We start from the raw sequence: 16,484 nt of genomic DNA, 5'->3' as shown, positions 1-16,484 counted from the left end.
GACGCACGAGAGCCGTGCTCCAGCCGTGCTGAACCTCGGCCGAAGCGGCTCGCCAATCCCCTACGAAGGGACGGGACTTCGCCATGCCCCAGTCGTCCACCGCGGACAACGGCCAGGAGCAGATCTCCGGAGGCCATCTGGTCGCCAAGGCACTGAAGGCCGAGGGGGTGGAGGTCATCTACACCCTGTGCGGCGGCCACATCATCGACATCTACGACGGTTGCGTCGACGAGGGCATCGAGGTCGTCGACGTGCGCCATGAACAGGTCGCCGCGCACGCGGCGGACGGATACGCCCGCATCACCGGCAAGCCGGGCTGCGCGGTGGTCACGGCGGGCCCCGGCACCACGGACGCGGTCACCGGTGTCGCGAACGCCTTCCGCGCGGAGTCACCGATGCTGCTCATCGGCGGCCAAGGCGCCCACACGCAGCACAAGATGGGGTCTCTGCAGGACCTTCCGCACGTCGACATGATGACGCCCATCACCAAGTTCGCGGCGACGGTGCCGGACACCGCGCGCGCCGCCGACATGGTGTCCATGGCGTTCCGCGAGTGCTACCACGGAGCGCCCGGGCCCTCCTTCCTCGAGATACCCCGGGACGTGCTCGACGCCAAGGTGCCGGTGGACAAGGCGCGTGTCCCGAAGGCGGGCCGGTACCGGGCCTCCACCAAGTCGGCGGGCGACCCGGAGGCGATCGAGAAGCTCGCCGACCTGCTGGTGCACGCCGAGAAGCCGGCGATCCTGCTGGGCAGCCAGGTGTGGACGACGCGCGGCACGGAGGCCGCCATCGACATGGTGCGCACCCTGAACGTGCCCGCCTACATGAACGGTGCGGGCCGCGGCACCCTGCCGCCCGGCGACCCGCACCACTTTCAGCTGTCGCGCCGTTACGCGTTCTCCAACGCCGACCTCATCGTCATCGTCGGCACGCCCTTCGACTTCCGGATGGGCTACGGCAAGCGGCTGTCGCCGGACGCGACCGTCGTCCAGATCGACCTCGACTACCGCACCGTCGGCAAGAACCGCGACATCGACCTCGGGATCGTCGGCGACGCCGGCCTCGTCCTGAAGTCCGTCACCGAGGCCGCCTCGGGACGGATCAACGGGGGCGCCGCAAGGCGCAAGGAATGGCTCGACGAACTGCGCGCCGCCGAACAGACGGCCATCGAGAAGCGGCTGCCGAACCTGCGCTCCGACGCCTCCCCCATCCATCCGTACCGCCTGGTCAGCGAGATCAACGACTTCCTCACCGAGGACTCGATCTATATCGGTGACGGCGGCGACATCGTCACCTTCTCCGGTCAGGTCGTCCAGCCCAAGTCGCCGGGGCACTGGATGGACCCGGGGCCGCTCGGCACCCTCGGCGTCGGCATCCCGTTCGTCCTCGCCGCCAAGCAGGCGCGGCCCGACAAGGAGGTCGTGGCGCTCTTCGGCGACGGCGCGTTCTCCCTCACGGGCTGGGACTTCGAGACGCTCGTGCGCTACGACCTGCCCTTCGTCGGGATCGTCGGCAACAACTCCTCGATGAACCAGATCCGGTACGGCCAGAAGGCCAAGTACGGCGACGCGCGCGAGCGCGTCGGAAACACCCTCGGCGACGTCCACTACGACAAGTTCGCCCAGATGCTCGGCGGTTACGGCGAAGAGGTCAGCGATCCGGCCGACATCGCTCCCGCGCTGCGCCGCGCGCGCAAGTCGGGCAAGCCGTCCCTGATCAACGTCTGGGTCGATCCGGACGCGTACGCCCCCGGAACCATGAACCAGACGATGTACAAGTGAGGTGAGTCCCTCGTGACCAAGGCCCTCGAAGGCATCCGCGTCCTCGACATGACCCACGTCCAGTCGGGCCCCTCCGCCACCCAGCTCCTCGCGTGGCTCGGCGCCGACGTGATCAAGCTGGAGGCGCCGACCGGAGACATCACGCGCAAGCAGTTGCGCGACATCCCGGACGTCGACTCCCTGTACTTCACCATGCTCAACTGCAACAAGCGGAGCATCACCCTCAACACCAAGTCCGAGCGCGGCAAGGAACTCCTGACCGAGCTGATCCGGCGCTCGGACGTCATGGTCGAGAACTTCGGGCCGGGCGCCGTGGACCGCATGGGCTTCACCTGGGACCGCATCCAGGAGATCAACCCGCGGATCGTCTACGCCTCCATCAAGGGCTTCGGCGAAGGCCCGTACACCAACTTCAAGGCGTACGAGGTCGTGGCCCAGGCGATGGGCGGGTCGATGTCCACCACCGGCTTCGAGGACGGACCGCCGCTCGCCACCGGCGCCCAGATCGGCGACTCGGGCACCGGCGTCCACGCGGTGGCCGGCATCCTGGCCGCGCTCTTCCAGCGGGAGAACACCGGGCGCGGGCAGCGGGTGAACGTCGCCATGCAGCACGCGGTCCTCAACCTGTGCCGGGTCAAGCTGCGCGACCAGCAGCGGCTCACGCACGGGCCGCTCGCCGAGTACCCGAACGAGGACTTCGGCGACGAGGTGCCCCGCTCCGGCAACGCGTCGGGCGGCGGGCAGCCCGGCTGGGCCGTGAAGTGCGCGCCGGGCGGGCCCAACGACTATGTGTACGTCATCGTGCAGCCGGTCGGCTGGGAGCCGCTCACCCGGCTCATCGGGCGGCCCGAGCTCGCCGAGGACCCCGAGTGGGCGACTCCGGAGGCGCGGCTGCCGCAGCTCACCAAGATGTTCCAGCTGATCGAGGAGTGGTCCTCGACGCTGCCCAAGTGGGACGTCCTGGAGCAGCTCAACGCCCACAACATCCCGTGCGGGCCGATCCTGTCCACCAAGGAGATCATCGAGGACGCCTCGCTGGTGGCCAACGAGATGGTCGTCGAGGTTCCGCACCCGCGGCGCGGGACCTTCACCACCGTCGGCTCCCCGCTCAAGCTCTCCGACTCCCCCGTGGACGTCAGCAGTTCGCCCCTGCTCGGCGAGCACAACGAAGAGGTCTTCATCGGCGAACTCGGTCTCGGTGACGAGGAGCTGCGTCTGCTCAAGTCGAACGGAGTGATCTGATTGATGGCCGAGGACCGGACGCTGACGGTGCGGGCACTGCTCGACACCGTGCGGGCCGAGGGACGCACGGCGCTCACCGCGCCCGAGGGCAAGGTGATCGCCGACGCGTACGGGATCGCCGTCCCCGGCGAGGAGCTGGCGACCGATGTCGACGAGGCGGTGGCCGCCGCCGCCCGCTTCGGCAAGCCGGTGGTACTGAAGATCGTCTCCCCCGACATCCTGCACAAGACCGACGCGGGCGGTGTCGTGGTCGGCGTGGAAGGTGCGGCCGACATCCGGGCCGCGTTCCACCGGATCATCGACAACGCGCGCGCGTACGCGCCGGACGCCCGGATCGAGGGCATCCAGGTGCAGGAGATGCTGCCGACCGGCGGCGACTCGCAGGAGGTCATCGTCGGGGCGGTCACCGATCCGACGTTCGGCAAGGTCGTCGCCTTCGGGCTGGGCGGTGTGCTGGTCGAGGTCCTGAAGGACGTCACGTTCCGGCTCGCGCCCGTCGACGCCGACGAGGCCGTCGGGATGCTCGACTCCATCAGGGCGGCCGAGGTGCTGCGCGGGGTGCGCGGCGCCCGGGGCGTCGACCGGTGGGCGCTCGCCGAGCAGATCCGCCGTGTCTCCCGGCTGGTCGACGACTTCCCGGAGATCGCGGAGGTCGATCTCAATCCGGTGATCGCGACGCCCGAGGGCGCGGTCGCGGCGGACATCCGGGTGATCCTCGCCGAGGGCACGGCCGCACCGCGGCGCACCTACACGCGCGAGCAGATCCTGACCAGCATGCGTCGGCTCATGCAGCCGCGGTCGGTGGCGGTGATCGGCGCTTCCAACGAGCAGGGCAAGATCGGCAATTCGGTGATGCGCAACCTCGTCGACGGCGGCTTCTCCGGGGAGATCCATCCGGTGAACCCCAAGGCCGATGACATCCTGGGCCGCAAGGCGTACAAGAGTGTCACGGACGTCCCCGGTGAGGTGGATGTGGCGGTCTTCGCGATCCCCGCCAAGTTCGTGGCAGCGGCCTTGGAGGAGGTGGGGCGCAAGGGTGTGCCGAACGCAGTGCTGATCCCCTCCGGCTTCGCGGAGACCGGTGAACAGGCGCTCCAGGACGAGATCGTGGCGATCGCGGAGCGGCACGGAGTACGGCTCCTCGGACCGAACATCTACGGCTACTACTCGACGTGGCAGGACCTGTGTGCCACGTTCTGCACCCCGTACGACGTGAAGGGCGGGGTCGCTCTGACCTCGCAGTCCGGGGGCATCGGGATGGCGATCCTGGGCTTCGCGCGCACCACCGGGACCGGGGTGTCGGCGATCGTGGGCCTCGGCAACAAGTCGGACCTGGACGAGGACGACCTCCTCACCTGGTTCGGCGAGGATCCGCACACGCAGTGCATCGCCATGCATCTGGAGGACCTGAAGGACGGGCGTGCCTTCGTGGAGGCCGCTCGGGCGACGGTGCCCAAGAAGCCCGTCGTCGTCCTGAAGGCGGCCCGTACGGCGGCCGGCGCGAAGGCCGCCGGGTCGCACACGGGCGCGCTCGCGGGCGACGACGCGGTGTACGACGACATCCTCCGGCAGGCAGGCGTCATCCGGGCCCCTGGCCTCAACGACATGCTGGAGTACGCGCGGGCCCTGCCCGTGCTGCCCACCCCGCAGGGCGACAACGTCGTGATCATCACCGGTGCGGGCGGCTCCGGCGTCCTGCTCTCGGACGCGGTGACCGACAACGGGCTCCAACTCATGGAGATCCCGGACGATCTGGACGCGGCCTTCCGGGCGTTCATCCCGCCCTTCGGCGCCGCCGGCAATCCCGTCGACATCACGGGCGGCGAGCCCCCGTCGACGTACGAGGCGACGATCCGGCTCGGCCTGGAGGATCCGCGCATCCACGCGCTCGTGCTCGGCTACTGGCACACCATCGTCACCCCTCCCATGGTCTTTGCGGAGGTAACGGCCCGCGTGGTCGCGGAGTTCCGGGAGCGCGGCATCGAGAAGCCCGTGGTCGCCTCGCTGGCCGGGGACGTCGAGGTCGAGGAGGCGTGCCAGTACCTGTTCGAGCGGGGCGTGGTCGCCTATCCGTACACGACCGAGAAGCCGGTCGCGGTGCTCGGGGCCAAGTACCGGTGGGCTCGCGCGGCGGGGCTGATGGGGGGCGGTCGATGAGGTGACCCGGCGGGTCCGGTCGGCGGTGCGCGTCGGCCGGACCCAGGACCCGTGCGCGCACGAAAGCAATTTGGACAGGGGGCGCTGGCCAGATCTTTCGACGCAAGGGGTGCGACCGTCATGACGACCACCGACCTATCCTCGTCCGGCCCCGTCAGGGAGGTGAGGGACGAGAACGGCCGCCTGTACCGGATCGGACAGACCGATCGGGACATCCTGGGGCGACCACGATGGACCATGGTGCTCTTTCCCTGGATGGGCATGCTGGGCATCAGTTCCTCGGAGTACGCGTTCACCTCGGCCGAGGACACCCTGCACGAGGCCCACCTGTGGGACAGCGGGCACATCTTCTGGCTGATGGGTGTCTGGATCTTCTTCCAGGCGGCCGTGGCCTTTCCCGCCGGGCAGTTGCGGGAGAGCGGCAGGCTGCCGGCCCGGTACGCGATGATGCTGGGCGCCGGCGGCACACTGTGCGGCTATCTGTCCCTGGCCTACGCACCACATGTGACCGTCGCCTATCTCGGCTTCGGTGTGTTCAGCGGTATCGGGGCCGGCCTGGTCTACGCGACCAGCGTCAACATGGTCGGCAAGTGGTACCCGGAGCGCAAGGGCGGCAAGACGGGGCTGGTCAACGGCGGTTTCGCCTACGGTTCCGTGCCCTTCGTGTTCGTCTTCACGTCCTTCATGGACCTGTCCAACTACCAGGGCGTCCTGGTCATGGTCGGCGTGATCTGCTGCGCCGTGGTGGCCTTCGCCGGCTGGTTCCTGAAGGACCCGCCCAAGTACTGGTGGCCCGCGCACGTGGACCCGTTGAAGGTGACGGACGACCCGCGCGTGCGGCGTGCCCTGAAGAAGAACCCGCCCGCCGTGCACCAGTACACCCCGCGTGAGGCGGCCCGTCAGCCCGTGCTGTGGATGATGTGGTTCTGCCTGCTGTGCACCGCCGGAATCAACATCTACGGCATCGCCATGCAGGTTCCGTTCGGCAAGGAGATGGGATTCGCCGGCGGCATCGTGGCCACCGCCATGTCGCTGAAGGCCATCGTGAACGGGACCGGCCGCGGAGTGATCGGCTGGATCTCGGACCGCGCCGGGCGTCGCAACACACTGATCATCGTCTGTCTCGTCCTGGGAACGGCGCAGTTCGGTGTGTTCTTCTCCGGAAACATGGGCTCGATGCCGTTCTTCCTGTTCTGCTCGATGGTCTCGGGATTCGGCGGCGGAGCGATCTTCCCGTTGTTCGCGGCCATGACCGCCGACTTCTTCGGCGAGAACAACAATGCCTCCAATTACGGCATGGTCTACAGCTCGAAGCTGATCTCCGGCCTGGTGGGCGCCGGCGGCGGGGCCTTCCTCGTCGACGCTTGGGGATACGGAGGCGCCTTCGCGTTCGCCGGTTCCATCGGACTCGGCTCGGCCGTGCTCGCACTCTTCCTCAAGGCTCCCGGCAAGCCCAGACCCCAGAGGCAGCGCCGGATCGTACCCAACCCGCAACCGCTCGGTGAGGAGATGGCCTGATATGACGGCGGAGCCCATCGCCGCAGGAAATTCGAGATCGTCGACCGGCGCCAGGTATCAAGAGATCACGGATGAGAACGGCCGCGTCTACCGCATCGGGGAGACGGACCGCGACATCCTCGGCCATTCACGGAAGTTCATGGTGTACCTGCCATGGGTCGCGATGATGGCCATCAGCGTTTCCGAGTACGCGTACGGCTCGGCGGAGGACACCCTGTCCGCCGCCCACGGCTGGACCCAGTCGAACACCTTCTGGATCCTGAGCGTCTGGGTGTTCTTCCAGGCGGGAATCGCCTTTCCGGCCGGGTGGCTGCGGGAGAAGAATATCCTGCCCGCCAAACGGGCCGTGATGCTCGGCGCGTTCATGTGCATGATCGGCTTCATCGCGCTGTCGCACCTGCACAATGTGTGGCTCGCGATCCTCGGATTCGGAGTCATCGGCGGGCTGGGCTCCGGCCTCGTCTATTCGACCTGCATCAACATGGTCGGCAAATGGTTCCCGGAGCGAAAGGGCGGCAAGACCGGTTTCGTCAACGGCGGATTCGCCTACGGTTCGCTGCCCTTCATCTTCATCTTCAACTACGCCTTCGACACCTCCAACTACCACCGTGTGCTGGACATGATCGGCGCGTATGTCCTGGTGGTCGTTCTGGTCTGCGCGTTCTTCTTCCGCGATCCGCCGAAGAACTGGTGGCCCCAGGACGTCGATCCGCTCGACAAGTCCGGGACGAGCAAGCGGGCCAGGTCGCTGGCCATGAATCCGCCCGCGGTACGCCAGTTCACGCCTATGGAAGCCATCAGGACCGGAATGCTGCCGGTCATGTGGCTGAGCCTGGTGCTCACCGCGGGGGTGTCCATCTTCGGCATCTCGTTCCAGGTGGACTTCGCCAAAGAGGTCGGTTTCGGACCGCTGGTCGCGGCCTCCTCGATGGGCGTCATGGCCGTCATCAACGGCGTCGGCCGGGCCGTCGTCGGCTGGCTGTCGGACATCTGGGGCCGCAAGAGGAGCCTGGTCTTCGTGATCGTCGTGCTGGGTCTCGCCCAGTTCGGCATCATCTGGGCCGGGGACATCAAGAGCGAGTGGCTGTTCCTCTTCTTCGCGTTCCTGTCCGGCTTCGGCGGCGGCGCGTTCTACCCGATGTTCGCGGCCCTGACCCCGGACTACTTCGGTGAGAACTACAACGCCACCAACTACGGGCTCGTCTACAGCGGCAAGCTGATCAGCGGCTTGTTCGGCGGCGGGCTCGGCTCGATGGTGGTCGCCGCGTGGGGCTACAACGGGGCGTACGCGCTGGCCGGCGGGATATCCATGGTGGCGGCCGCCTTCGCGCTGCTGCTGCGCCAGCCGGGGCGCAAGGAGGTGGAGCCGGCCGTGACCCACGGCTGAGTCACGCACCGCACGCAGAGGGCCCGGCCGGTCGGCCGGGCCCTCTGCGTGCCTCTCACGCGCGTGGTGCGGCGATCACTTCTTGCGCAGGGCCGCCAGGTTGCCGTAGCCGATCTTCGCGTGCTTCAGGGACTGGGCGGGGTCCGTGGCGGACGGCGCGTTGTCCTGCTCGACCATGGGGTTGTGGTAGTTCTTCGCGCCGACCCGGCTGAAGAAGGTCTTGTAGTCGATGACTCCCGTACCGAAGGGCACCATGTCGTAGCCCTCGCCGCTGGTGTCGTTGCGCGTGCCGTCCTTGGCGTGGAAGAGCGGGTAGCGCTTGGTGTGGCAGCGGACCAGGGCCGCCGGGTCGAAGACGTCCTTGCGCTGGGAGCCGTCGTGCGCCGTGTAGGTGTGGAACTTGTACTGGGCGACGTGGGCCCAGTAGATGTCCATCTCCAGCCACACGGTCTTCGGGTCGCTGACCTTCAAGAAGTATTCGAGCTTGCGGATGCCGGAGCTGCGCGTCGGGCGGCCCTGGGCGTCCAGCGGTCCGCCGTCCAGGAGGAATCCGTAGGCCGCGTCGTGGTTGTGGGTGTAGAGCTTGATCCCGGCGCGGCGGGCGATCTCGCCCAGGGCGTTCCACTTGTCGGCGGCGACGTCCCAGTCCGCCTTGTAGGAGCTGCCGGTGGGGTCGCCGCCGGTGCCCATGTGGTCCATGCCGAGGATGTTGGCGATCTCCAGGTGCTTCTTGAACGTGTCGAGGTCGGGCTGGGTGAACGGCCAGGACGACGGGATGAAGCCGTGGTTGCCCTGGGCGCGCAGCCCGTACTCGTCGAGCCAGGAGCGGAGCAGTCTGGCGCCCTCGACCGATTCGAGGTTGGCGCCGCCCGGAGCGTTCGCGTGCTGGCCGTAGCCCGCGAACTCGACCTGGCGGTAGCCGTAGCGGGCCAGTTCCTTGAACACCTCACGGAATCCGGAGGGCAGGTCGGAGGCGAGCGGGTCGCGGCCGGTGGCGTCGCGCACGGTGTAGAGGATGATGCCGCGCTTGTCGGCCGGCACCAGCTCCTGGCCGCGTCCGTGGCTGTGGCCTTCGTGCCGGGGCTGGGCGAAGGAGGGTGCGGCGCCGAAGACGGGGGCGGCGATCGCGCCCGCGCCGACGGCGGTACAGGTGCTGAGGAAACGGCGGCGGTCGATGCCGAGGCGTCGTCTGAGGGCGTCGTCGGCCGAGGTGGTGGCGGGAGCCTCGTGGAAGTCGGTCACGGGTGCCTCTTTCCGGTTCTCGTGCGGGATGGGTGCGGATGCGTCGGCGCTTTTCGCTGTGCGGGTCGGACGCCACTGGCGTGTCGTCGGTGGCGTGTGCTTCACTCTCTGTAACTGCTCCTCGGTGAGCGGGCCTGGGGCGGCGTATGCCTCAGCCCAGGCCTGCAAGTTCCAGGAGCAGGGACTTCACGGCGGTCGCGGGGACGCGACCGGGGAACGCATGGGGGGTGGAGCTGATGAGGACAGGGCCGTCGTCACTGTCGGTGTCTGCGGGGAGGCGGCCGTGGCTGCCGCGAATAGGTGACGGGTCGAGCGGGACGACCGCCATCCGGTAGCGCAGGCCGAGTTTCTTGCGTGCGAGCGCGCTCGCGGCCTTCACCTTGACGTAGGGGTCGTGGGGGTCCATGAACAGTTCGACCGGGTCGTAGCCGGGTTTGCGGTGGATCTCGACGAGCTGCGCGAAGTCGGGCGCGCGGGCGTCGTCGAGCCAGTAGTAGTACGTGAACCAGGCGTCGGGTTCCGCGACGGCGACGAGTTCGCCGGAGCGCGGGTGGTCGAGGTGGTGGGCCTTCTTGCCCTCGTCGTCGAGGAGTTGGTCGATGCCGGGCAGGCCGTCGAGGGCCGCGCGGGTGGCGTCGAGGTCTTCGGGACGGCGCACGTAGATGTGGGCGATCTGGTGGTCGGCGACGGCGAAGGCGCGTGAGGCCATCGGGTCGAGGTACTCCATGCCGTCCTGCGTGTGCACCTCCAGCAGGCCGGCCCGGCGCAGCACCCGGTTGATGTCGATGGCTCGCTCGACGCGGGTGATGCCGTACTCGGACAGGGCGACGACCGTGCGGCCCTCGGCTCTGGCGTCGTCGAGCAGTGGGGCCAGGGCGCTGTCGAGTTCGGCGGCGGCCCGGTGGGAGCGGGGGTCGTCGGGGCCGAAGCGCTGGAGGTCGTAGTCGAGATGGGGGAGGTAGCACAGGGTCAGGTCCGGGTGGCGGGTGGCCATGACGTGTCGGGTGGCGTCGATGATCCACTGGCTGGAGACGAGGTCGGCGCCCGGGCCCCAGAAGTGGAAGAGGGGGAACGTGCCGAATTTCTCGGTGAGTTCGTCGTGCAGGGCCGGGGGCCGGGTGTAGCAGTCGGGCTCCTTGCGGCCGTCGGCGTAGTAGACGGGACGGGGGGTGATGGTGATGTCGGTGTCGGCGCCCATGGCGTACCACCAGCAGATGTTGGCGACGGTGTAGCCGGGGTGGGCGCGGCGGGCGGCGTCCCAGAGTTTGTCGCCGGCGACGAGGCCGTTGTGCTGGCGCCAGAGCAGTACGTCGCCGAGTTCGCGGAAGTACCAGCCGTTGCCGACGATGCCGTGTTCGCTCGGCATGGTACCGGTGAGGAACGTGGACTGGGCGGCGCAGGTCACCGCGGGCAGCACGGTGCCCAGGGATGCGCGGGTGCCGGACTGGCCGAGGGACTTGAGGTGCGGCATGTGGTCGAGCAGCCGCGGGGTGAGGCCGACGACGTCCAGGACGAGGAGGGGGGTCGGCCGGGAGGGCGTGTCCGTCATGGCAGTTCCTTCAGGCCGAGGTCCGTCAACAGGTCGCGGGCGAGAGTGAGTTCGGCGGCGATGCCGTCGGCGAGCTGGGGGCGGGCCCGTGGGCGCAGTTCCGGCGGGAGCGCCTGCCAGGTGTAGGTCTCGACCTCCAGGTGCCGGGTGAGCGGGTGCGGGCCGCCGACGAGGCGGGTCAGCGTGTCCTTGAGGACGTCGAGTGTGGAGGTGAGCGGGGCGGCGGGAGCCGCGTGCAGGGGGACGTGGAAGTGGGCGCGCCAGGCGGCGGCGTCTGGCAGCTCGGCACCGTTCAGGGCGGGGCCGAGGTCGTCGGTGCCCCGCAGTCCCTGGTCGGTGAGGGTGCGGGTCTGGTGCAGGAAGCGGGGCTCGTCGAAGGCGGCGAGGGCTTCGCGCACCGCGGGAGTCCGGGGGTGTTCGGCGTGCAGGGCTGCGGAGAGCTGGGATTTGACGACGGGGACGTGTGCGGCGGCGAGGCCGTCCAGTGCGGTCTTCGGGTCTTCGAAGGAGGTGGCGAGGTGACAGGTGTCGAGGCACAGGCCGATGCGGTCGGGCCGGTCGACGGCGGTGAGCGGGGCGATGGCGTCGGCGGTGGTCTCGACGACGCAGCCCGGTTCGGGTTCGAGGCCGATCCGGATGGATTGTCCGGTGAGTTCTTCGAGGGCGTCGAGACGTTCGGCGAGGGTGACGAGCGCGGTGTGGGCGGCCTCGGCGCGCGGGGGGTCGTAGGCGGTGCGCCAGGCCAGCGGGAGGGTGGAGATGGTGCCCTCGGTGACGTCGGCGGGCAGCAGTTGGGCGAGCAGGCGCGCCAGGTCGCTGGTGTGGGCGAGGCGTTCCGGGTCGGCCCAGTCGGGCTGGTAGACGCGGTACTTGACCTCTTCGGCGCCGAAGCCCTCGTAGGGGAAGCCGTTGAGGGTGACGACTTCGAGGCCGCGCCGTTCGAGTTCGGTGCGCAGTCCGCGCAGTGCCGCCGGGTCGGTGGTCAGGGAGCGGGCGGCGTCCTTGGCGAGCCACAGGCCGATGCCGAGGCGGTCGCGGCCGAGGCGGCGGCGGACGGGTTCGCAGTGGTCGCGGAGTTGGGCGAGGACGCCGTCGAGGGTCTCGGCGGGGTGCACGTTCGTGCAGTAGGCGAGGTGGACGGTGGAGCCGTCGGGATGGCGGAAGCGCATCGGTCACGCTCCGCCGCGGAGGATGGAGTTGCCCTCGTGCGTGGGCGACGGTGGTTCGGTGGGGTCGAGTTGGAGCCGGCCGCTGAGCGCGTAGAAGGCGACCGGGTTGCGCCACAGGACCAGGTCGACGTCGTCGTCGCCGAAGCCGGCCTTCAGCATCGCCTCGCCGACCCGCCGGGTCTTGAGCGGGTCGCTCTTGCCCCAGTCGGCCGCGGAGTTGACGAGGACCTTCTCGGTGCCGTAGGTGCGCAGGATCTCGACCATGCGGTCCTCGTCCATCTTGGTGTCGGGATAGACGGAGAAGCCGAGCCAGCTCCCGGCGTCCTTGGCGTCCTTGACCGTGGTCTCGTTGAGGTGGTCGATCAGGACCCGGTCGACGGGCAGCGCGGATTCCCGGACGACGTCGAGGGTGCGGTGCAGGCCGGTGAGCTTGTCGCGGTGGGGAGTGTGCACCAGGGCGGGCAGCTCGTGGTCGGCGGCGAGTTGGAGCTGGGTGGCGAGGGCGGTGTCCTCGGCGGGGGTCATCGAGTCGTAGCCGATCTCGCCGACGGCGACGACGCCGTCCTTGGCGAGGTAGCGCGGCAGGTCGTCGAGGACCGGGGTGCAGCGGGGGTCGTTTGCCTCTTTGGGGTTGAGGGCGATCGTGCAGTGGTGGGCGATGCCGTACTGGGCGGCCCGGAAGGGCTCCCAGCCGAGGAGCGCGTCGAAGTAGTCGAAGAAGGACGCGGGCGAGGTGCGGGGCTGGCCGAGCCAGAAGGCGGGTTCGACGAGGGCGCGCACACCCGCCTCGTACATGGCCTCGTAGTCGTCGGTGGTGCGCGATGTCATGTGGATGTGGGGGTCGAAGATGCGCATCAGGACTCCTTCGCCGTGGGGGCTGCCGGGGAGGTCAGGGCGAGGACCCGGGGCAGGTCCGGGGGGACGGGCCGGCCCGCGGCCGTGCGTTCCTGCGCGAAGTCCCCGAGCATGCGGGCGAGTTCGGCGTCACCGTGGGCGCGTTCGCCCAGTGCGGCCACGGTGTCGGTGGGCACTCCGGTGAACAGGCACTTGAGGACGGCGTGCCGCCACGAGTGCGCGGGCAGGTGCTCGGCGGCGTACGAACCGACCGCGGCGGCGACCAGGCGGGTGTCGTTGGTGCGCAGGGCGTCCTCGACGAGGGGCAGGCCCTCGGGTCCGGGAACGAGGTGGGGCAGCGCGTGCAGGACGGCGCGGCGTTCGGCGGCGGTGCCCTGCGCGTACAGCCGGGTGAGGGTGGCGGTGTCGGCGCGGGCGGCGTGCAGCAGCAGGACGCGGGCGGTGTCGGCGTGGTCCTGGCCCGTGCGTCGGCCGGCTTCGGCGAACCGTGACTCCCAGAGCGTGGGCTGGGTGTGGTCACGGGCGGAGCCGGTGGCCGCCGCTTCGTCGAGGGCCTGGTCGAGCCAGGCGCGGGCGGCGCCGGGCAGCGCGGTGTCGAGGTGGCCCCGGAGGGTGGCGATGGTGGTTGGTCCGCTCATGCGCTGCCGCCTCCTTGTGCCGCGGTGCGGAGGAACGCGAGGGACTCGGCGGCGAGGCGCGGGCCCGCGTGGGAGTGGCGGGGCAGTTCGACGACGGTCAGGCCCTGGTAGCCGGTGGCCGCGAGCGCGTCGAGGAGGGGCGGGAAGTCGATCTCCCCCTCGCCGAAGGGCAGGTGTTCGTGGACGCCGCGGCGCATGTCCTCGATCTGGACGTGGCGCAGCCAGGGTGCCGCCGCGCGTACGCAGTCGGCGGGTGGTTCGGGCTCCAGGCACTGGCAGTGGCCGAGGTCGAGGGTGAGGCCGAGCGCGTCGGGGCTGCCGAGCGCGCGGCGCAGGTGGTGGAAATCGTCGAGCGTGGCGAGGAGGTGGCCGGGCTCGGGCTCGATCGCGAGCGGGACGCCGGCGCCGTCGGCCGCGTGCAGGACGGGTTCGAGGGCGTCGGCGAGGCGCTTCCACGCCGTGTCCCGGTCGGTGTCGTCCGGCGTGATGCCGCTGAAGCAGTGCACGGCGTGCGCGCCGAGGTCGGCGGCGACCTGGACCGCGCGCAGGAGCAGGCGGACGCGGGCCGCGCGGGCGTCCGGGTCGGGGTCGAGGAGGGAGGGGCCGTGTTTGCGGCGCGGATCGAGGACGTAGCGGGCGCCGGTCTCGACGGTGACGTCGAGGTGGTGGCGGTGCAGGGTGCGGGCGACCTGGCGGGTGCGGGTCGCGAGGTCGGGGGCCAGGGGGTCGAGATGCATGTGGTCGAGAGTGAGGCCGACGCCGTCGTAGCCGAGGTCGGCCAGGAGGGCGAGGGCGTCGTCGAGGCGGAGGTCGGTGAGGCCGTTGGTGCCGTAGCCCCAGCGTGGGGTGGCGGGCTGCGCGGGGTGGGTCATGTGACGCTCACCTTCTTCGCGAAGCGCCGGGCGAGCGGGGCGAGGGCGGCGGTGAGGAGGGCCGCCGCCGGGGCTCCCGCGCGGGCCGTCAGGGCTGCCTGGAGCGGGATCATCGCGCGGATGCCGGCGCCCACGGCGCGCTGGGTCAGGGGTGGGGAGGGGTTGAGCGCGGCGTGGAGCAGGGGGCGGGCGGCGGTCAGGGCGTACGCGGTGGGGCCCGGTAGGCCGAGGGGGGCTGCGGCGCCTCGGCCTACCGGGGTTCTGAGGAGGGCGCCGGCCAGGGTGGCGGTGGTGGCCAGGGCCGCTGCCGGTGCGAGGGCGTTGCCGCCCGTCGTCTCGTGGCGGGACACCGCGGTGACGGCCGTGGTGTGGACGGTCATGGTGAGAGCGGCGCCGGTGGCCGAGCTCCAGGACTTCGCACCGGCGTCCTGGGAGGCGCCCGCCCCCAGGAGGACGTCGAGGCCGCGGGCTGCGCCCATGGCGGCCGGTCCGGCGGGGGTGTGTTTCAGGCCGAGGTCGTACGCCCAGACGGTGGCGGCCAGCGCGGTCGCGAGCGCCGCGGGCAGCCGCCCTGCCCGGGAGGCGAGCCCCACTCCGGCCGCGGTGAGCGCCCCTGCCGCCGCGAGGGCGGCGCCGGGGCGGATGCGGCCGGAGGGGATGGGCCGGTGGGGGCGGTCGACGGCGTCCTCGGCGCGGTCCGCCCAGTCGTTGAGGGCCATGCCCGCCTCGTACAGGCACAGGGAGGAGCCGATGGCCAGGAAGGTGCCGCGGCCGGGGCGTGCACCGACGGAGGCCGCTCCCACGAGGGCGTCGCCGGGGACGGTGAAGAGGGCCGGGAGCCGCAGGAGTTCGGCCCAGGCGCGCAGGGCCGTGCGGCTCATCGGGCGTCTCGCAGCCGGTCCGCGAAGTCCACCAGGGCGGCGTACTGCTCGCCGAGTGCGGCGCCCGCGCCGGGGTCGGGGTCCTTGAAGTAGAAGCCGAGTTCCGGGCGCGGGCCGGTGAGTCCGGCAGCGTGCGCGCGCAGCAGGAGCCGGGCCAGGTCGAGGACGAGGGGCGCGGCGAGCGCGGAGTCGCAGCCCTGCCAGGTGGTCTGCAGGACCATGCGGGCACCGAGGAAGCCGTCGAAGGCGATGTGGTCCCAGGCGGTCTTCCAGTCGCCGAGGGCGGGGACGTCGTCGATGTGGACCTCGCCCTGCGGGGCGGCGCCGAGGGTGTCGGCGAGGACGCGTTCCTTGCCCGCGTTCTTGGCGGCGGCCGCGGCCGGGTCGGCGAGGGCGGCGCCGTCGCCACCGCCGAGGAGGTTGGTGCCGGACCAGGCGCGGACGGCGAGGGCGCGGTGCAGGAACATCGGGCCGAGCACGGAGCGCAGGAGGGTCTGTCCCGTCTTGCCGTCGCGGCCCGCGTACGGGACGGAGGCGGCCTCGGCGTCGACGGCGAGGGCGGGGTGGTGCAGGCCCGACGAGGGGGTGAAGTTGACGTAGGGGCAGCCGGCGCGGAGGGCGGCGGCCGCGTAGAGGGAGCTGGGCGGCAGGGTGTCGCCGGTGGGGACGGGTTCGGTGGAGGCGACGTTCACGACGACGGCGCCGGCGAGGTGCTGGTCCCGGACGAAGGCAACGATGTCGGTGGCGAACGCGTCGATGAGCTCGTCCTGCGAGCGGGGGTCGTCGTGGCCGGTCAGCGGGCCACCGGGCCTGATCTCCCGTTCTGCGGTGGTGAGTTCGGCGTGGACGGCGGCGGGCAGGCCGTGCGGCAGGACGCCGCCGGCGGCGAGGTGTTCGGCGCGTTTGGGCAGCGGGCAGTCGACGGTGTCGTGACCGCCGAAGACGAGGGAGGACAGCGGCGGCAGGCCGCAGGAGAGGAAGGGGGTGGTCTCGGTGACCATGCCGGTGGGCGGGTGGAGTCCGGCGGCGACGGCGGCACAGCCGGCGATCGCGGTCGTGGCGACGGAGCCGCGTGCTCCGATCAGCCAGACACCGAAGCGGGGGGTGGGGGTGGGGAGGGACGGTTCGGCGGACATGGGCAGCCTCCTTGTCGTACGCGAACCGGGGGTGGCGCGAGAGCAGGCCGGAATGTG

The 16,484-nt window shown here is 70.6% G+C and carries 13 protein-coding genes; 5 read left to right on the top strand and 8 right to left on the bottom strand.

What is annotated here, in order from left to right; all coding sequences use genetic code 11:
* Positions 1 to 83: 83 nt before the first annotated feature.
* From K377_RS00645 to K377_RS00625, 5 genes are all read left to right on the top strand, one after another.
* Positions 84 to 1,781 (top strand): thiamine pyrophosphate-binding protein, encoded by a 1,698-nt coding sequence (locus K377_RS00645; protein WP_111661068.1) that lies wholly within the window; start codon positions 84 to 86, stop codon positions 1,779 to 1,781.
* 12 nt (positions 1,782 to 1,793) lie between these two features.
* The gene (gene frc / locus K377_RS00640) at positions 1,794 to 3,023 is read left to right on the top strand and encodes a formyl-CoA transferase (RefSeq protein WP_111661067.1); all 1,230 of its coding nucleotides are present in this window, start codon (positions 1,794 to 1,796) and stop codon (positions 3,021 to 3,023) included.
* Positions 3,024 to 3,026: 3 nt separating this feature from the next.
* The gene (locus tag K377_RS00635; RefSeq protein WP_111661066.1) at positions 3,027 to 5,180 is read left to right on the top strand and encodes an acetate--CoA ligase family protein; all 2,154 of its coding nucleotides are present in this window, start codon (positions 3,027 to 3,029) and stop codon (positions 5,178 to 5,180) included.
* Positions 5,181 to 5,300: 120 nt separating this feature from the next.
* Positions 5,301 to 6,698 (top strand): OFA family MFS transporter, encoded by a 1,398-nt coding sequence (locus K377_RS00630; protein WP_111661065.1) that lies wholly within the window; start codon positions 5,301 to 5,303, stop codon positions 6,696 to 6,698.
* A 1-nt stretch (position 6,699) separates the two neighbouring features.
* The gene (locus K377_RS00625; protein WP_181512451.1) at positions 6,700 to 8,085 is read left to right on the top strand and encodes an OFA family MFS transporter; all 1,386 of its coding nucleotides are present in this window, start codon (positions 6,700 to 6,702) and stop codon (positions 8,083 to 8,085) included.
* 75 nt (positions 8,086 to 8,160) lie between these two features.
* Here the strand turns inward: K377_RS00625 and K377_RS00620 are convergent, their stop codons facing one another.
* The 8 genes from K377_RS00620 to K377_RS00585 form a co-directional block, all read right to left on the bottom strand.
* On the bottom strand, positions 8,161 to 9,327 hold the full coding sequence (locus K377_RS00620; protein ID WP_111661064.1) for a sugar phosphate isomerase/epimerase: 1,167 nt from the start codon (positions 9,325 to 9,327) through the stop codon (positions 8,161 to 8,163).
* Between the two features lie 151 nt (positions 9,328 to 9,478).
* Positions 9,479 to 10,876 carry a nucleotide pyrophosphatase/phosphodiesterase family protein gene (locus K377_RS00615; protein WP_111661063.1) on the bottom strand — a complete coding sequence of 466 codons (1,398 nt, stop codon included), beginning with the start codon at positions 10,874 to 10,876 and terminating at the stop codon, positions 9,479 to 9,481.
* Positions 10,873 to 12,045 carry a metabolite traffic protein EboE gene (gene eboE, locus K377_RS00610; RefSeq protein WP_111661062.1) on the bottom strand — a complete coding sequence of 391 codons (1,173 nt, stop codon included), beginning with the start codon at positions 12,043 to 12,045 and terminating at the stop codon, positions 10,873 to 10,875. Before eboE ends, K377_RS00615 begins: the two co-directional genes overlap by 4 nt.
* A gap of 3 nt (positions 12,046 to 12,048) precedes the next feature.
* Positions 12,049 to 12,900 carry a TatD family hydrolase gene (locus K377_RS00605; RefSeq protein ID WP_111661061.1) on the bottom strand — a complete coding sequence of 284 codons (852 nt, stop codon included), beginning with the start codon at positions 12,898 to 12,900 and terminating at the stop codon, positions 12,049 to 12,051.
* Positions 12,900 to 13,538 carry an EboA domain-containing protein gene (locus K377_RS00600; RefSeq protein ID WP_111661060.1) on the bottom strand — a complete coding sequence of 213 codons (639 nt, stop codon included), beginning with the start codon at positions 13,536 to 13,538 and terminating at the stop codon, positions 12,900 to 12,902. The genes K377_RS00605 and K377_RS00600 overlap by 1 nt, the downstream gene beginning before the upstream one ends.
* On the bottom strand, positions 13,535 to 14,410 hold the full coding sequence (locus tag K377_RS00595; RefSeq protein ID WP_111661059.1) for a sugar phosphate isomerase/epimerase: 876 nt from the start codon (positions 14,408 to 14,410) through the stop codon (positions 13,535 to 13,537). Before K377_RS00595 ends, K377_RS00600 begins: the two co-directional genes overlap by 4 nt.
* A complete protein-coding gene (locus K377_RS00590) occupies positions 14,407 to 15,291 on the bottom strand; it encodes an SCO3242 family prenyltransferase (RefSeq protein ID WP_111661058.1) in 885 nt (294 codons plus the stop codon). Before K377_RS00590 ends, K377_RS00595 begins: the two co-directional genes overlap by 4 nt.
* The gene (locus K377_RS00585) at positions 15,288 to 16,427 is read right to left on the bottom strand and encodes an inositol-3-phosphate synthase (protein WP_111661057.1); all 1,140 of its coding nucleotides are present in this window, start codon (positions 16,425 to 16,427) and stop codon (positions 15,288 to 15,290) included. Before K377_RS00585 ends, K377_RS00590 begins: the two co-directional genes overlap by 4 nt.
* Positions 16,428 to 16,484 lie beyond the last annotated feature (57 nt).

Source organism: Streptomyces sp. PsTaAH-137 (assembly GCF_003259365.1).
In the GTDB taxonomy this organism is placed as follows: domain Bacteria; phylum Actinomycetota; class Actinomycetes; order Streptomycetales; family Streptomycetaceae; genus Streptomyces.
The sequence above is the reverse complement of the archived record's forward strand: the minus strand, read 5'-3'. Positions and strand labels throughout refer to the sequence as shown.

What these genes read in the sequence shown, in the direction of transcription:
- K377_RS00645 (WP_111661068.1), top strand. Translation starts at nt 84, where the DNA reads ATGCCCCAGTCGTCCACCGCGGACAACGGCCAGGAGCAGATCTCCGGA.
- K377_RS00635 (WP_111661066.1), top strand. Translation starts at nt 3,027, where the DNA reads ATGGCCGAGGACCGGACGCTGACGGTGCGGGCACTGCTCGACACCGTG.
- K377_RS00630 (WP_111661065.1), top strand. Translation starts at nt 5,301, where the DNA reads ATGACGACCACCGACCTATCCTCGTCCGGCCCCGTCAGGGAGGTGAGG.
- K377_RS00625 (WP_181512451.1), top strand. Translation starts at nt 6,700, where the DNA reads ATGACGGCGGAGCCCATCGCCGCAGGAAATTCGAGATCGTCGACCGGC.
- K377_RS00615 (WP_111661063.1), bottom strand. Translation starts at nt 10,876, where the DNA reads ATGACGGACACGCCCTCCCGGCCGACCCCCCTCCTCGTCCTGGACGTC.
- eboE (WP_111661062.1), bottom strand. Translation starts at nt 12,045, where the DNA reads ATGCGCTTCCGCCATCCCGACGGCTCCACCGTCCACCTCGCCTACTGC.
- K377_RS00605 (WP_111661061.1), bottom strand. Translation starts at nt 12,900, where the DNA reads ATGCGCATCTTCGACCCCCACATCCACATGACATCGCGCACCACCGAC.
- K377_RS00600 (WP_111661060.1), bottom strand. Translation starts at nt 13,538, where the DNA reads ATGAGCGGACCAACCACCATCGCCACCCTCCGGGGCCACCTCGACACC.
- K377_RS00595 (WP_111661059.1), bottom strand. Translation starts at nt 14,410, where the DNA reads ATGACCCACCCCGCGCAGCCCGCCACCCCACGCTGGGGCTACGGCACC.
- K377_RS00590 (WP_111661058.1), bottom strand. Translation starts at nt 15,291, where the DNA reads ATGAGCCGCACGGCCCTGCGCGCCTGGGCCGAACTCCTGCGGCTCCCG.
- K377_RS00585 (WP_111661057.1), bottom strand. Translation starts at nt 16,427, where the DNA reads ATGTCCGCCGAACCGTCCCTCCCCACCCCCACCCCCCGCTTCGGTGTC.